The 16,029-nt window shown below is 22.8% G+C and carries 18 protein-coding genes and 1 tRNA gene; 8 read left to right on the top strand and 11 right to left on the bottom strand.

The features are described 5' to 3' along the window. Positions 1–79: 79 nt before the first annotated feature. From AACL03_RS05170 to AACL03_RS05160, 3 genes are all read right to left on the bottom strand, one after another. Positions 80–1,492, bottom strand: a complete 1,413-nt coding sequence (locus tag AACL03_RS05170; protein WP_339039696.1) for an ABC transporter permease — start codon at positions 1,490–1,492, stop codon at positions 80–82. Further along, a complete protein-coding gene (locus AACL03_RS05165; RefSeq protein ID WP_339039695.1) occupies positions 1,492–2,580 on the bottom strand; it encodes an ABC transporter ATP-binding protein in 1,089 nt (362 codons plus the stop codon). Before AACL03_RS05165 ends, AACL03_RS05170 begins: the two co-directional genes overlap by 1 nt. Positions 2,581–2,888: 308 nt before the next feature. Beyond that, a tRNA-Ile gene (locus AACL03_RS05160) sits at positions 2,889–2,965 on the bottom strand. 176 nt (positions 2,966–3,141) lie between these two features. On the opposite strand from AACL03_RS05160, the gene AACL03_RS05155 reads away from it, so the two are divergent. The 3 genes from AACL03_RS05155 to AACL03_RS05145 all read left to right on the top strand — a co-directional run bounded on the left by AACL03_RS05155 (position 3,142) and on the right by AACL03_RS05145 (position 4,296). Continuing rightward, complete coding sequence (locus AACL03_RS05155) at positions 3,142–3,303, top strand: hypothetical protein (RefSeq protein ID WP_339039693.1); 162 nt, start codon at positions 3,142–3,144, stop codon at positions 3,301–3,303. 144 nt (positions 3,304–3,447) lie between these two features. Continuing rightward, complete coding sequence (locus AACL03_RS05150; RefSeq protein ID WP_339039691.1) at positions 3,448–3,684, top strand: hypothetical protein; 237 nt, start codon at positions 3,448–3,450, stop codon at positions 3,682–3,684. Between the two features lie 189 nt (positions 3,685–3,873). Continuing rightward, the gene (locus tag AACL03_RS05145) at positions 3,874–4,296 is read left to right on the top strand and encodes a hypothetical protein (protein WP_338958986.1); all 423 of its coding nucleotides are present in this window, start codon (positions 3,874–3,876) and stop codon (positions 4,294–4,296) included. A 115-nt stretch (positions 4,297–4,411) separates the two neighbouring features. On the opposite strand, the gene AACL03_RS05140 is transcribed toward AACL03_RS05145, so the two are convergent. The 5 genes from AACL03_RS05140 to AACL03_RS05120 form a co-directional block, all read right to left on the bottom strand. Further along, complete coding sequence (locus AACL03_RS05140) at positions 4,412–5,362, bottom strand: IS30 family transposase (RefSeq protein WP_339038665.1); 951 nt, start codon at positions 5,360–5,362, stop codon at positions 4,412–4,414. Between the two features lie 118 nt (positions 5,363–5,480). Next, on the bottom strand, positions 5,481–6,581 hold the full coding sequence (locus tag AACL03_RS05135; RefSeq protein WP_339039689.1) for a hypothetical protein: 1,101 nt from the start codon (positions 6,579–6,581) through the stop codon (positions 5,481–5,483). 284 nt (positions 6,582–6,865) lie between these two features. Continuing rightward, positions 6,866–7,273 carry a 30S ribosomal protein S9 gene (gene rpsI / locus AACL03_RS05130; RefSeq protein ID WP_252319874.1) on the bottom strand — a complete coding sequence of 136 codons (408 nt, stop codon included), beginning with the start codon at positions 7,271–7,273 and terminating at the stop codon, positions 6,866–6,868. Positions 7,274–7,285: 12 nt separating this feature from the next. Beyond that, on the bottom strand, positions 7,286–7,720 hold the full coding sequence (gene rplM, locus AACL03_RS05125) for a 50S ribosomal protein L13 (protein WP_339039686.1): 435 nt from the start codon (positions 7,718–7,720) through the stop codon (positions 7,286–7,288). Between the two features lie 345 nt (positions 7,721–8,065). Further along, positions 8,066–9,016, bottom strand: a complete 951-nt coding sequence (locus AACL03_RS05120; protein WP_339038665.1) for an IS30 family transposase — start codon at positions 9,014–9,016, stop codon at positions 8,066–8,068. A gap of 175 nt (positions 9,017–9,191) precedes the next feature. Between AACL03_RS05120 and AACL03_RS05115 the strand changes: the two genes are divergently transcribed. From AACL03_RS05115 to AACL03_RS05095, 5 genes are all read left to right on the top strand, one after another. After that, positions 9,192–10,160: an SGNH/GDSL hydrolase family protein gene (locus tag AACL03_RS05115; protein WP_339039684.1), complete on the top strand. Its 969-nt coding sequence runs from the start codon at positions 9,192–9,194 to the stop codon at positions 10,158–10,160. A 251-nt stretch (positions 10,161–10,411) separates the two neighbouring features. Then, on the top strand, positions 10,412–10,588 hold the full coding sequence (locus tag AACL03_RS05110; RefSeq protein ID WP_338958979.1) for a hypothetical protein: 177 nt from the start codon (positions 10,412–10,414) through the stop codon (positions 10,586–10,588). A gap of 327 nt (positions 10,589–10,915) precedes the next feature. Beyond that, positions 10,916–11,638 carry a BspA family leucine-rich repeat surface protein gene (locus AACL03_RS05105; protein ID WP_339039682.1) on the top strand — a complete coding sequence of 241 codons (723 nt, stop codon included), beginning with the start codon at positions 10,916–10,918 and terminating at the stop codon, positions 11,636–11,638. 273 nt (positions 11,639–11,911) lie between these two features. Then, positions 11,912–12,523 carry a 30S ribosomal protein S4 gene (gene rpsD / locus AACL03_RS05100; protein WP_174480874.1) on the top strand — a complete coding sequence of 204 codons (612 nt, stop codon included), beginning with the start codon at positions 11,912–11,914 and terminating at the stop codon, positions 12,521–12,523. A gap of 234 nt (positions 12,524–12,757) precedes the next feature. Then, positions 12,758–13,099, top strand: a complete 342-nt coding sequence (locus AACL03_RS05095; RefSeq protein WP_338958972.1) for a hypothetical protein — start codon at positions 12,758–12,760, stop codon at positions 13,097–13,099. Between the two features lie 64 nt (positions 13,100–13,163). On the opposite strand, the gene AACL03_RS05090 is transcribed toward AACL03_RS05095, so the two are convergent. From AACL03_RS05090 to AACL03_RS05080, 3 genes are all read right to left on the bottom strand, one after another. Continuing rightward, positions 13,164–13,679, bottom strand: a complete 516-nt coding sequence (locus AACL03_RS05090) for a hypothetical protein (protein ID WP_339039679.1) — start codon at positions 13,677–13,679, stop codon at positions 13,164–13,166. Positions 13,680–13,890: 211 nt separating this feature from the next. Further along, positions 13,891–14,841, bottom strand: a complete 951-nt coding sequence (locus AACL03_RS05085) for an IS30 family transposase (RefSeq protein WP_339038665.1) — start codon at positions 14,839–14,841, stop codon at positions 13,891–13,893. Positions 14,842–14,950: 109 nt separating this feature from the next. Then, entirely contained in the window at positions 14,951–16,027 is a 1,077-nt protein-coding gene (locus tag AACL03_RS05080; RefSeq protein WP_339039677.1) for a hypothetical protein, read from the bottom strand. Between the last annotated feature and the right edge of the window lie 2 nt (positions 16,028–16,029).

The raw sequence follows: 16,029 nt of genomic DNA, 5'->3' as shown, positions 1-16,029 counted from the left end.
TTGCTCTATATTATAATAATAATTTTACATCATTTAAATAATGAGGTTTGAAATTTAATATATAAAAAATACTAAACTGCTAAGTAAAATCTCTACGATTAAATACTAATCATGAAGCACTCAATAAACCAATACCAAGCAAAACATACACAGTCAATAAAACTGGAAAATTAAGAATTTTACTATTAGTTGCTTTATTGGTATCAACTTGATAATTTGTGTTAACTTTATTAAAACTAACTAAATAAGGATCTGCTGTCATAGCATACTCACTTGGATAAGCAAAGATTGAACTTTGTTCAGTCGATATTCCATCTCAAATATATTTTAATTGATAAAAAATATTTAAATAACGCATTGCTTTAACTTGTGATGTCTTAGTATTAAGAGCATCATATTGTGATTGAGAAAGAGATGTATTTAAACCCGTAATCATAAGATTTACTGAATAATCAATATTATTGCTACCAACACCATTTGATCTTTTGGGACCAAGGTTATCTAGTCCAACTTTTTTACCTGTCATTAATTCTTCAAAACTTTGTTCTTTTCATTGACGAAAAGCATTACTAATATTGTAAATATGAGTAACTAAGTCCTTAGGAGCATCAGTAGTTGGTGGAGTACTAGTACTACCATTCTTAATTGCTAATACTATTGTTTGTTCTTTTTGATAATCATAATTATTAGGATACTTAACTTCTTTAATATATGTATCGTAAATACTAAACATAGCCTTTTGAATAGATTCAATAGTAGTTGTTGGGTCTTTTCTATATACGTCATTAATTCAATCAATATCAGTTTTATCTAATTTAGCTTTTACATTATTATAAACTGCTAATGACTGTGAAACAACATAATATGTAGGATCAAATGTTACTAAACTATTAATTAATGTCGCAAAAATATTGAATAAAGCAGCCATTCCAATCATAATTGCAACTAAAGCCTTAGCATTTAAAATTAATGAAAATAAAATAGCAATTGAAGAAATAATTAAATCAAAAATAATAGCAACACCAAATAAAATTCATAAATAAGGAAATACCGCATTATAAATAGTTGAGCTACCAATGCCAGGAATAGTAATAACAAAACTAGCAATAAAAATAGATAAAAATAAATATAAAATAATTACCACTTGTAAAGATAATAACTTTTCAGTTCAAATTCTAGTTCTACTAACTGGCTTTGATACTAAAATCAATAAAGTACCATCATCAATTTCATCACGAAAAACTTGTGTTGCTTTAACTGAAATAAATACAAAAATCATAATTGATAAAAGTACCGAGAACGATAATACTTTTCATTGTGGTACATAAAAATTTAATGCTTGATCATAAGTTAATTGTTTTATTGCTTCAGAACCCACAAATAACGAAATTAAAGACCAAGATAAAGCAAGAAAAATTAAAGTTATAATAAAAATAATTCAAGTTGAAGGAGTAGCAATCATCTTTTTAAAAGTATAACGAAATATTGGCATTATTTTTCTCCCTTCTTATTTTTATCATTAGCTTCCATAACAATTCGTTCATACATTGTTTGCAAATCAACAGTATATGGTTTTAAATAAGTAATGATGATATTAGCACTTAAAGCAATTGCTAATACTTCTGCAACTTGTGCTTCAGTTTTAATATTTACCAATAAACGATTTTCATTAACATCTACTGAAAATTTTTTATCTATTAATAACTTCATTAATTTATTATTGTTATTATTAGAACTTATTTCATATAATGAATCAGTTTTATTAACCAATCCTGTATAAACAACTTTACTATAATTTAAAACAGTAACTTCATCGGCTAAATTTTGTAATTCAGATAAAATATGTGATGAAATAAAAACAGTTTTACCTTGTTCACGAAGCTTTCTTAAATCATTAAACAGTTCTGTTCTTGCTGTTGGATCAAGATTAGCGGCTGGTTCATCTAAAATTAAGACATCTGGATTATTTAATAGTGATTGTGCTAATAACACCTTTTTCTTCATACCCGAAGAATAAGCATTAGGGTTGCGTTTTTTAAATTTCCATAAATCTAATTCCTTTAAAATCATTTCTGTCTTTTCCTTAGCAATTTTATATTTCAAACCACTAATTTGTCCCATTGAAATTAAATAATCATAAGTAGTAATTCGTTTAGGAAATCTTGCAGCTTCTGGAATATAACCTACTTGTTTTTTTGCTTCAACTGTTCATGAACGCTTACCATGAATAATTAAATCACCGTGTGTTTCAACCATAGCGCTAATTAAACACTTAATAGTAATAGTTTTACCTGATCCATTTGGACCAATAAAACCATGAATAGTACCTTTTTTAACTTTAATAATAGCATTATCAACAGCTTTAAATTTTTTAAACTGTTTAGTAAAATCACGAATTAAAACTGCATATTGAGCATCTTTGGGATTAACTATTACATTACGGTTATAATGATTACGTCAGTTTTTAAAATATGATTTAATAAAATTTAGAAATTTATGTTTTTCTTTTGATTTAGCATTAACATCATCTTCAACTAAAGAACTATTAATAACTGGTTTTAATATTTCTTGTTTTTTCATACTCATTCTCCTAACTACTTAAATATAATAATTACTATATGGTTAATATACTTAATACTAATATACTGATATATTATATATTAATTTATAATTCAAAAATAAAAAAAATTAATAATATAAAACATACTAAAAAAAATAACAATTACTAAAAACCTATCACTAATTAAAATATCTGATTAATCATAGGTTTTTAATATAACTTTTTATATTCTTAATAAATCAATTGATTTACATCTTTATTATAATTTTTAATTTGATTTAAATAAAAAAAATAAACAAAACTGTTTATTTCATAATTTCACATATAATGGTGGGACTAAATGGACTTGAACCATCGACCTCACGCTTATCAAGCGTGCGCTCTAACCAGCTGAGCTATAGTCCCAAAAAGAGCAACAGAGATATTATATATTTGTTCAAGCACGATTGCAATATATAATAACAATATTTTATTTAATTTTTATTTAATATTCTTATAATAAAAATTTATATTTTTAAAAGTAAAAAAAATTTTTTGTATAATTTATTCATACAAGGTTTTTTATTAAGAGGGGATTCAGAATGACAAAGATTAAAATACATATCTTAAAAATTGAAAAATGAAATCAAAATTTAGGAAAAGAAGCAACACTAAATGATGATGATATAAAAGATATAAATGAGAATGAGAATATAGAGAAAATTAATGATGATATTATTGCAAAATCACTTACGTTTTCATAATCATATTTTTATTGTATATTTATTAAAATTTTTTAATAAAAAATACTAAATATGAATTAAGTAAAATGATATAATTTATATATAATTTACTTGTTAAATTATATAAGTTTGAGAGGTAAAAAAATGAATGGCAATAAAAATGAAATGAAAATAAAACTCAAAGAAATTTATTTATTAAAATATAAAACAAATCAAAGTGATGACATAAAATATAAAGCATTTGAAACATTAGAATTAGCAACACTATTTCATCTAAGTTTTAAAGAAATAGTGACAAAATTTGGATATCCTAATCGCGAAATTATTCACTATGAAATTATTGTAATACCATTTAATTTAGATGCAAGTAGAATATTGAATCAAATTAATAAATCAAAATAATATTAAGAAAATATTTGAATATTTTCTTAATATTATTCATTTATATAATTAATTAAAACTTTGCTTATACAATCAATAATTGTAAAAACAATATAAATTTGTTATCATTTTTACATAAAATAATATAGTTCTTAACTTATTATTTTTATTATCTAAAAATGTTTTTTTTATATTTAAAGAGGTATCAAAATGAAAAAAGTTAAAATATTACAGTTAACAACTATAATATTATTTGCAATCACGGTTTTAATTACAATTACTGGTTTATACTTAATTTGATTTAGTAACTTTTATTTTAAATTCGATAATAAGGAACAATGTCATTCAAATTTTAAAGATGGATATACAATATTAAAACATTTTGGTTTAAATTATACTATTAGCACTTCGGCAAGTTCTTTCTGTAACTTAAATCATTTTCCTGATAATTACTATCCTTGAATTCAATTACAGATTGGAGTTATCTTTTGTATAATTATCGTTCCAATTTTATTATATACAGTATTTCTATTCATAGTAATTATTTTTATTTTTAAAATAAAAGAAAAAAATAATAATTTTTGAGATGCAATCGAAAATTGTGAAATTATTAATAATTACTATGTTCATTAATTTTTATTAATATACTTTATCTTATTAATAATTTAAAAACTAAATATTTTCTAAATATTATAATATTTTTATTATAATGTTTTTTATTTTTGCTAAATTGTAAAGGTAAGTGCAACTAAATTATTTTTCTATCCAAATATTCGATTGGTGAAAGATAATTTAGTATTTTTCTCGGTTTTTGATTTAAAGACAATATAAATTTATGAACTTCATTTTTATTAGTTTTTGAAAAAATAAATTTTTTAGGAAATTTTTCTCTAATTAAACCATTAGTATTTTCATTAGTACCTCTTTGTCAAGGTGAATATGGATTGGCAAAATAAATTTTTACATCTAAATTTTTTTCAAGTTGTTGTCAATTTGAAAATTCTTTGCCACGATCAAAAGTAATAGTTTTAACAATGTTTTTAGGAAGAATTGATAAATAATAACTGACATTTTTATTAATAACTTTAGTAGTTCTGTTTTTAACTAATATTGCTAAAGTAAATCGTGATACTCTTTCAACTAAAGTTATTAAACATGATTTGCTTTTACCTCGTGATGATACTATAGTATCTCCTTCTCAATGACCAAGTGTTATACGATCATTAACATTTATATCTCGTTCTTTAATTGATTTACCATTAAACTTGCCACGATTTTCTTTAGATTTTCGTTTTTTACCTTTTCTTCTTAAATTTTTACTAGTAACTTTATCAAGCATTCCAAAATAAATTCAAGTATAAATTGTTTTAAAACTAATAACTCATTCTTTATGAAAATTTTTAATTCTGCCATAAATTTGTTCAGGTGATCAACCTAATAGTAATTTTTGTTGTACATATTTTACTAAATTCTTATTTTTAAACTTATGAAAACTAATATGTGATTGTTTTCGATTTTCAGCTTTATTTTGTGCAATTAATGAAAAATAATGATTATTATCTTTATTTCTATTAATTTCTCGAATAATAGTACTAATACTTCGATTAAGATTTTTAGCTATTTCACTAATTTTAAATTTAAATTTCAATTGATTCTCAATATAAATTCTTTCATCTATGCCAAGATGTTTATAACTCATATAAAAACTCCTTACTTTTTTCTAAACTAAATTTAGCATTATGAAATTTTTATATGAGAATTTTTTGCAATTTTATTTACTTGCACTTACAAGTATAACTCAGCATTTTTTAATAATTTTATTTTATTCTTTTAAAAAATAACTTCCCTTGATAATTTTGATTAGTTTTATCACTATAGTTTTTGCTTCCAATATATAAATTATTATCTGCAAGTAATAAACTTACTACCGCACCATAATCTTTATTTCAACCAAATACTTCAGTAAAAGTAATACCACCATCAGATGACTTATATAATCCACCTTTAAAAAATTTATTATCAATAACTTGAACTCTACTTCCAACATATAAATCATTATTAACAACAGCTAAACTTCAAATCTCACCATAATTTTTATTATTTCTTCAACCAATAGTTTCTGTTATTTTTTCTCCTTTAAGAGAAAGTTTAAATAGTCTACTTTCATATAGTTGATTTCTACTTCCAATATATAAATCATTACCAAAAACTATTAAACTCCAAACTTCACCATTATTTTGATTTCATTTTTTTAACAATTCTAATATTCCATTAGGCTTAAATATTAATAAATTTCCAGTATATGTACCAGTTTTAGTACCAATATACAAATCATTATCAATAACCGCTAAACTTCTAACTTCACCATATGTTTCAATTCAATCCTTAATTTCTGATACTTTTTTATTAGATTCAATCATAAATAACTTACCATAACAATCAGAAGTTCTTGTTCCAACATATACATTATTACCCATAGCTACTAAACTATAAACTTCTCCTGTTATTTCTGATATTTGTGTCAAAATATTTTGTTCAGGAGAATATCTAAAAAGTCCATTAGCAAAAGTTGCTACATAAACAGTTCCATCATTAGTAACAACTAAACTAGAAATATAACCATTAATACCACTAATTGGTGTTATTATTTTGTCTTTTGTATTACTTGCATTATCTTTAATTTTATATACACCATTACTAGTTCCGACATATAAATCATTATTTATATTTAATAAAGTTGATATTGCACCATAAGATTCAGGTCAATTAAAAATATTTAATTTTTCTTGATATACCCCCTCATTTTGAACTAATATTTCAGAAATTGCTATAATACCCCCGATTAATCCACCAGCCAAAACTGCCCCACCAACCATTCCTACAATAACTTTTCTTTTTCTTTTAATTTCTTTTGGCATAAATTAAAATCTCTCCTTAATTTTATTAAATTTTTTGTAAATTAATTTTACATTATTATTAAAACAAATTATTGATATTCTTATTTTACACATATATAGTGTTTATAATAAAAACACCTCTAATTTATTTAAAGAAATACAAATTTTAAAAAAAAGAAAGTTATATAAATAAAAAAGTAAATTATAAACAAAAATAATATATAAAATTCTAGTAATACTATAATAATAAAAAAATATTAGATAATAGTAATAAAAAAAGAGTCTGAGACTCTTTTTTTATTATATTAACGTTTTGAAAACTGCGGTGCTTTTCTGGCTGCTTTTAAACCATATTTTTTACGTTCTTTTTTACGTGCATCACGAGTTAATAATCCAAATTGTCTTAATAATACTCGATAATCTTCTGACACCTTAACTAAAACATTAGATAAAGCTAAACGTGCTGCACCAGCTTGACCAGTTCTTCCGCCACCTTCAACTTTGATATTAATTTCAAAGTTTTCTAACGTATTAGTTACTTTTAAAGGTAATAACATATCTTGAACTAAGATTTCTTGTTCTAAATATTTTAAAGGCTCAAAACCATTAATTAATATTTTTGATTGACCAGTATTTTTTAAATGAACACGGGCAGTTGACGTTTTACGGCCGCCTGAACTTGAATAAGTTACGGGTTTATTAGATGTTGTCATAAAAGTCTACTCCTATTGGCCTAATATTAAAACTTCGGGGTTTTGGGCTTGAAGTTGATGTTGATCATGGTTATAAACATGAAGATGTGTAAATTGCTTACGACCTAAGGTAGTATTTGGTAGCATACCTTTAATCGCTATCTCTACTAATTCAGAAGCATCTTTAGCAATCATACTTTGTGCATTACGTACACGTAATCCACCAGGATATTGTGAATGGTTATAATACTTCTTATCTTGTAATTTATTACCTGTTAATTTAATTTTGTTTGCATTAATAATAATGATATAATCTCCACAATCTAAATGTGGTGTAAATGAAGGTTTATTTTTACCACGCAATATCATTGCAACTTTAGTTGCAAGACGTCCTAAAATTAAACCACTGGCATCAATAACATATCACTTTTTTTCAATGTTACTGAAATTCATTGTTGTTTGACGCATTTTTTTCTCCTTACAGTGTAATTTTTACCGGGACTACATTGCTTAAAGCATTAATAATTATATAGAAACTTATTTAAAAAAACAAGTATTATCAAAGATTTAATAATTATTTTTACACAAAATTATCGATTACAAAATAAATAATTAAAAGTTATAACTAACTCTTATAAAAATATTTATTTTTTAAAAATAATTACATTAAACATTTTTTTATTATATATTATTTTTTTCAATTATAAACTTAAATTAAGACTTATTTAAAATACTTTTTAAATAAGTCTTAATTTAATTCTACAAAAATACAAATTAAAAAATATATACGCTAAATTGTAAAGGTAAGTGCAACTAAATTATTTTTCTATCCAAATATTCGATTGGTGAAAGATAATTTAGTATTTTTCTCGGTTTTTGATTTAAAGACAATATAAATTTATGAACTTCATTTTTATTAGTTTTTGAAAAAATAAATTTTTTAGGAAATTTTTCTCTAATTAAACCATTAGTATTTTCATTAGTACCTCTTTGTCAAGGTGAATATGGATTGGCAAAATAAATTTTTACATCTAAATTTTTTTCAAGTTGTTGTCAATTTGAAAATTCTTTGCCACGATCAAAAGTAATAGTTTTAACAATGTTTTTAGGAAGAATTGATAAATAATAACTGACATTTTTATTAATAACTTTAGTAGTTCTGTTTTTAACTAATATTGCTAAAGTAAATCGTGATACTCTTTCAACTAAAGTTATTAAACATGATTTGCTTTTACCTCGTGATGATACTATAGTATCTCCTTCTCAATGACCAAGTGTTATACGATCATTAACATTTATATCTCGTTCTTTAATTGATTTACCATTAAACTTGCCACGATTTTCTTTAGATTTTCGTTTTTTACCTTTTCTTCTTAAATTTTTACTAGTAACTTTATCAAGCATTCCAAAATAAATTCAAGTATAAATTGTTTTAAAACTAATAACTCATTCTTTATGAAAATTTTTAATTCTGCCATAAATTTGTTCAGGTGATCAACCTAATAGTAATTTTTGTTGTACATATTTTACTAAATTCTTATTTTTAAACTTATGAAAACTAATATGTGATTGTTTTCGATTTTCAGCTTTATTTTGTGCAATTAATGAAAAATAATGATTATTATCTTTATTTCTATTAATTTCTCGAATAATAGTACTAATACTTCGATTAAGATTTTTAGCTATTTCACTAATTTTAAATTTAAATTTCAATTGATTCTCAATATAAATTCTTTCATCTATGCCAAGATGTTTATAACTCATATAAAAACTCCTTACTTTTTTCTAAACTAAATTTAGCATTATGAAATTTTTATATGAGAATTTTTTGCAATTTTATTTACTTGCACTTACAAGTATAACTCAGCATACCAAAATATATCATTATTTAAACAATAAATTAAAAACTAAAAATAAATTAAAAGGAGAATAAATAACTATGAAAAATTTAATAAAACTAATGACAACATGTTCTTTATTAATGACAAACATAATCTCAACATTAAGTAATGCAAATTATAATACAAGTAATTTTCAAAATAATTTTTATACTTTAGGAGACAGTTTATCAGATGTAGGAGCATTGGTTGGTGCAGGAAGTCAATTTTTTCAAAATATTCCCCTCCCAGAGGAACTTATGAAATCTCATGATGTACAATTAAAACCTCCTTATTATCAAAATCGATCTTGATGTAATGGCCCTGTTGCAACCGAATTAATTAGTAAAAAATTAAAACAAAAAGTTACAGCTGGATGAGACTTTATAGCATTAAATGGTCAACATTTTTCACAAATAGGTACTAACTACGCTGTTGGTGGAACATTTATAGAAAAAGTTTATGGTCTTGAAGGTTTATTTTTAAATAAATTTTCACTTGATGAGCAAATAAAATCATTAATAAAACAACATAGTGATTTTTATAATGATGATTTAGTTTTTATAAACATTGGAACTAATGATTTAATGTGAATAATTGATCATAACATTACTGATATTGATAATGCTATTAATAAAATTATTAATAAACTTGATGAAGATTTAACAGAATTAATTAATAAAAATATTAAAAAAATAGTTATAACAAATATTGCTGATATGGGATTAATTCTTAACTATAAAGAAACTATTAATCAACAACCAATGACAAATCTTGTAAATAAATTTAACTTAAAATTAACTGAAGAAATTAAAAAAGCAAATAAAAACTTTGAAAAAACAAATATTAAAGAGTATGATGTTTTTTCAAAATTTAATAAACTATTTGAACAATTCAAAAATAGAGGAAGTCAATACCAAGATTCAAATGCTACTAAAATTGATATAAATACTCTTGGAAAAAATGGAATATTACAAACTCAATATGTTTCTGGTGCAAACTCACAAAATATTGATAACTATTTTTTTTAGATCAATTTCATCCAACAAAATGAGTTCAAGAACAAATTGCTAATGATTTATACAAATTTTTATACAAATTTAATAATAAAAATCTATTTGAAGTAGATTATCGTCCTGCTGCACATGATTGAATAAAAGTAAAAATTAGTTATGATAACTTTTTACATATCCAAAATATCTATAATACTGAAAAACAAGAAAATTTTAAACAATTATTTTTTAAAATTATCAATAAATTTGCAAAAGAAGACGATACTGGATTGGGTGGTAGTATAAGTCAAGATGATATTTATACAACAATAAAAGTTATTATTGATCATTTTCAAGAAATAAATAATTTTTTTAAAAGACTACCAGAAGATCAAGGAATAAGGCTTGTTACAAATAGAATTGGTTCATGAGATAAAAATGATAGTATGGGTGTTTTTAGTCAATAAATAAAAAATGGTATTAAAAATAAATAATTAAAAATTTTAATCAAGTTTACTCATAATAATTAACATTAAATATTTTTTATTGTATATTAATTTTTTCACATATAAACTTTAATTAAGATTTATCAAAACTATATTGCTTATCTTTAATATCATAATTATGAACTTAAATAAAAATATTATTATAAATTAAAAGTAAATATTTTTAAATAAATCTTAAGATAATAATAAAAAGTTATATAAATTCATAAATATAAGTTTAAAATAATAAGTCTATCAATTATATTTATCTAAAAAATATTAAAAGTAAATAAAAAGGGGGTTTTATTAATGAAAATATTATTAAAAACATACAAAACACAACAAGATACAATTTACAAAAATAAAAATGGAGAAGAAATAAAAACTAATATAGAAGATTTGTCAAATATAGAAAGTAAAGAGGTTGTTCAAATTGGTTTTTATAAAAATCAACAAGGTGAAATTCAAGTGGTTAAAATGCCAAGAATAATTGAAAAAGTACCTGACAAACTACCATCAGAAATAACATCATTGCAAGAAATGTTTTCTGGTAGCTCAAAATTCAACCAAGACATTTCAAACTGAGACACTTCAAAAGTGACAAACATGACATCAATGTTTTCTCTTACACAATCATTCAATCAAAATATTTCAAAATGAAATGTTTCAAATGTAACAACTATGCATAATATGTTTGGTGGTGCTTCAAAATTCAATCAAGATCTTTCAAAGTGAAATACTTCTAATGTAACAAATATTAGTTACATGTTTTACTATGCAAAATACTTTAATGGAAATATTTCAAACTGAAATACTTCTAAAGTAACAGATATGAGTTACATGTTTTGTAACGCTCTTGAATTTGATAAAGAGCTTTCAACATGAAATGTAGAAAAAGTCATAGAATATATTGACTTTTTCTGGAATTCAGGAATAACTGATGACAAAAAATACCAAAATTCAATAACTAACTTTTTTAAATTAAATACTAAATTTTATTATATAAATTTAAATTATTTTTTAAAAAAATAATAACTAAAATTTAATGATATTTAATTGCAAAAATGAAAAATAATATTTGACAAATAACATTACTTATCCTATAATTAACAAGCATTCACGAAAGCAGCAAATAAGTATTATTAAGTTGCAAATAGTTTACCCTCAAAGATTATTCTTTTTATTAGTAGAATTTTCTATTAATCTTAATAGTAACCAGTGCTGTTCTGGCGAATTGTAAACTATCTTAATGAGAACTTATTAAAGTCTCTTTGTGTTTGTATACATTCCAAGGAGGTTTTTATTATGTCAAGATATACTGGTCCGGTTTTTAGAAAATCAAGAAGATTAAACTTCTCAATTCTTGAATCTGGTAAAGAATTTGCAAAAGGAAAAAAGCGAACATTCGCTCCTGGACAACACGGTCAAAAAAGAATTAAACTTTCTAACTATGGATTACAATTACAAGAAAAACAAAAAATTCGTTTCACTTATGGTTTAAATGCTCGTCAAATGAAAAATTTATTTGATGAATCAAAAAAAACTCATGGTGTTACTGGTACTAACTTGTTGGTATTCTTAGAATCAAGATTAGATAATATTGTTTTTCGTTTAGGTTTATCTTTAACAAGAAAAGGTGCTCGTCAATTAGTAAATCATGGTCATGTTTTAGTTAATGGTAAAAAAGTTAATATTCCTTCATATCGTGTTAAAATAGGAGATAAAATTACTATTACTGAAAAAGCACAAAAAAATGCAAAAATTATTGAAGCATTAAGCGCTAATGCTTCAACATTACCATTTATTGAATTCAATAAAAAAACATTTATTGGTACATATGTACGTCATCCACTACGTGACGAACTAAATACTGATATTAATGAAGCATTAGTTGTTGAATCATATGGACGTGCTTAAAATTAATAATTAATTTAAAATCTGTTATCAATTGATAACAGATTTATTTTTTAGATGGTAAATATCAATAAAAGCATTTATTATTTTTTTTATTTTTGAAAAAATAAAATATAAATTAATTATCTATTAATCAATTTCCTTAAAACAAAAGTAACAATTAATTTTCTACAACTACTATGTCAATTAAATTAAATGATATAATGTTAATTATAGATGAGTAAAGGAAGAATAAAAATGATTAAAAATGAAATTTCTGAAAAAATAGTTAGTATTACTTTTGTGATAGCTGTTATGATAACAGCTATTGGCTGATTAGGAATTAGTAAAAACAAAAAGAAATATTTAATTTTATGAATAGCTATAATTCCTTTAATTTTTAGTAACATATTTTCATTTTTTACTAAAAATTATTATGATAATATTTTACTAATATCAGTATTAACGATATCTTATTTAATTTATATAGGTTTTTTAATCATTAGTACTTATCGATTTATTAAGACAAAAGACAAAAAAGAAAGTAATAATAAACAAGTAGAAAATACTATTGATTTAATAAAAAATAAAATATTGTAAAAGTTACCCCAAAGGGTAACTTTTATATGTTCTCTATAAATAATGAACTTAATATAGGTTCATATTATATAACATTATGAAAACTATTTGAACCATTACCATTATTAGGAATATGTTCTTGATTTGCTGCATCAATAAAATTTTGTTGTCTTGTTAATGGACCATTTTCTAAAATTTGATTAATTCTTGTTTGTAAGTCAGGATTATTAGGTTCTTTATATTTATTAGCATTCTTTCATCTTGAATTTGGTGTTTCAATTTCTTCTTTTCTAGTAACTAATTCTTTATATATTTCTTCTAATTTTTTAAACTTTTCTAATTCATCAACATTATTAAGAGCATTTACTATTTCTTTTAATAGTTGGATATTAATTCGATGTTGAAGTGACATATAAAAAGGATTATAAGAAACAGAATATCCTGCTTTACTTTCTGCATTATAAATTTTCTCTTCAACGTCTATATAGTCATTAATATTATTAATTAATTTACCTATATTTATTCTGAAACTGTCAATCATATTTTTCTTATATTCTTTAGGTGTGTTTTCTAATGTTTTTCTTAATAAATCATCTAACATATTCTTTATCTTCCTTTGCTTATTAAAATTAACTTAATAAAAATCCTAATATAGAAAATATCTATACTAGGAAAGAACATTTATTAAATTACTAGGTAATAATATCATATTTTTTTTAAAACACAAAGAAAAATTACTACTCCAGTTATAAGTAAAAATTAAATTCCTCAACTATTTTTTTATTTTTGCTAAATTGTAAAGGTAAGTGCAACTAAATTATTTTTCTATCCAAATATTCGATTGGTGAAAGATAATTTAGTATTTTTCTCGGTTTTTGATTTAAAGACAATATAAATTTATGAACTTCATTTTTATTAGTTTTTGAAAAAATAAATTTTTTAGGAAATTTTTCTCTAATTAAACCATTAGTATTTTCATTAGTACCTCTTTGTCAAGGTGAATATGGATTGGCAAAATAAATTTTTACATCTAAATTTTTTTCAAGTTGTTGTCAATTTGAAAATTCTTTGCCACGATCAAAAGTAATAGTTTTAACAATGTTTTTAGGAAGAATTGATAAATAATAACTGACATTTTTATTAATAACTTTAGTAGTTCTGTTTTTAACTAATATTGCTAAAGTAAATCGTGATACTCTTTCAACTAAAGTTATTAAACATGATTTGCTTTTACCTCGTGATGATACTATAGTATCTCCTTCTCAATGACCAAGTGTTATACGATCATTAACATTTATATCTCGTTCTTTAATTGATTTACCATTAAACTTGCCACGATTTTCTTTAGATTTTCGTTTTTTACCTTTTCTTCTTAAATTTTTACTAGTAACTTTATCAAGCATTCCAAAATAAATTCAAGTATAAATTGTTTTAAAACTAATAACTCATTCTTTATGAAAATTTTTAATTCTGCCATAAATTTGTTCAGGTGATCAACCTAATAGTAATTTTTGTTGTACATATTTTACTAAATTCTTATTTTTAAACTTATGAAAACTAATATGTGATTGTTTTCGATTTTCAGCTTTATTTTGTGCAATTAATGAAAAATAATGATTATTATCTTTATTTCTATTAATTTCTCGAATAATAGTACTAATACTTCGATTAAGATTTTTAGCTATTTCACTAATTTTAAATTTAAATTTCAATTGATTCTCAATATAAATTCTTTCATCTATGCCAAGATGTTTATAACTCATATAAAAACTCCTTACTTTTTTCTAAACTAAATTTAGCATTATGAAATTTTTATATGAGAATTTTTTGCAATTTTATTTACTTGCACTTACAAGTATAACTCAGCTTTTATTAAAACGGATTATAAATATTTTTTAAATTTTGAATAATATGTTCTCTTACTATTACATCTTTAATTGAATTAGTAAAAGCAGAAATTTTAGGCTTTAAAAGATTATAACGACCCATATTTTTTGGAAGTGTAGTATCTATTCTTGGCATATCTTTTAAATTATTATCAAATACTTGTACTACTTCCGAATATAAATTAAGTATATTAGCATAAGCATTAAAAACTAATACCATATAATTAACATCTAAAAAATTATCAACTCCGTGTTGTTGCAAGAGTTCTATAATTATTTTTTTATTAGCATTGATATCACCTGTTGATTCCATTTCTTTTAGAGCATTAGCAATTTTATCGGTTTCATCTACTCTTAATATACCTATCATTTTTAACTTTTCAACAGTACTGTAACATTCCTCATAAGTTGTATTATTTTTTAATTCATTTATACTCTGCTTTAATGTTTCACTATTTTGATATAAATCAATAACAGTGTTAATGTCTGTTACATTAACATTTAAAAAAGGAAGATTATTATCAATACTACTAAATATTTTATGAGTAACAGAAGTTGTTGGTATTTCATTTTTAATAACACCATAACTTAATAATTTATTACCGAAAACACTAGTACCCATCATAATTATTATGATACTACCTAAAATACTCATTCTAATAAAATTAATTAAAATTCCCGCTGTAGCATTTATTGCTTTGTGTTCAATTTTATTTTTATTAAAAAGTACAAAATATAAAATAATATAGATTATTCAAAATAAAATATTAATACCAATAATTCAAACAATAGCATATATCAAAAATCCAATATTATCAGTTAATAAATTCTTAAATGAAGCAAAACTACCGCTAAGGTCACTAAACCATGGTGATACCATATTTTTAAAAGAATCTATTAACATTGGTTTAAATGCCAACATTAAACCAATACTAAGTAAATTACCAGCGCTAATAAATGTTAATGCTCTTCCCCCAATAAAAAAGCCAGTAACAATACCAAAAATAATAATAGCAAAAATAATAATATCCCATAATAATGGAGAAACATTAATAAATATCATAT

The sequence above is a fragment of the Spiroplasma endosymbiont of Andrena trimmerana genome (assembly GCF_964019575.1).
Taxonomy (GTDB): Bacteria; Bacillota_I; Bacilli_A; order Mycoplasmatales; family VBWQ01; genus Spiroplasma_E.
This window is presented reverse-complemented; position numbering and strand designations above follow the sequence as displayed.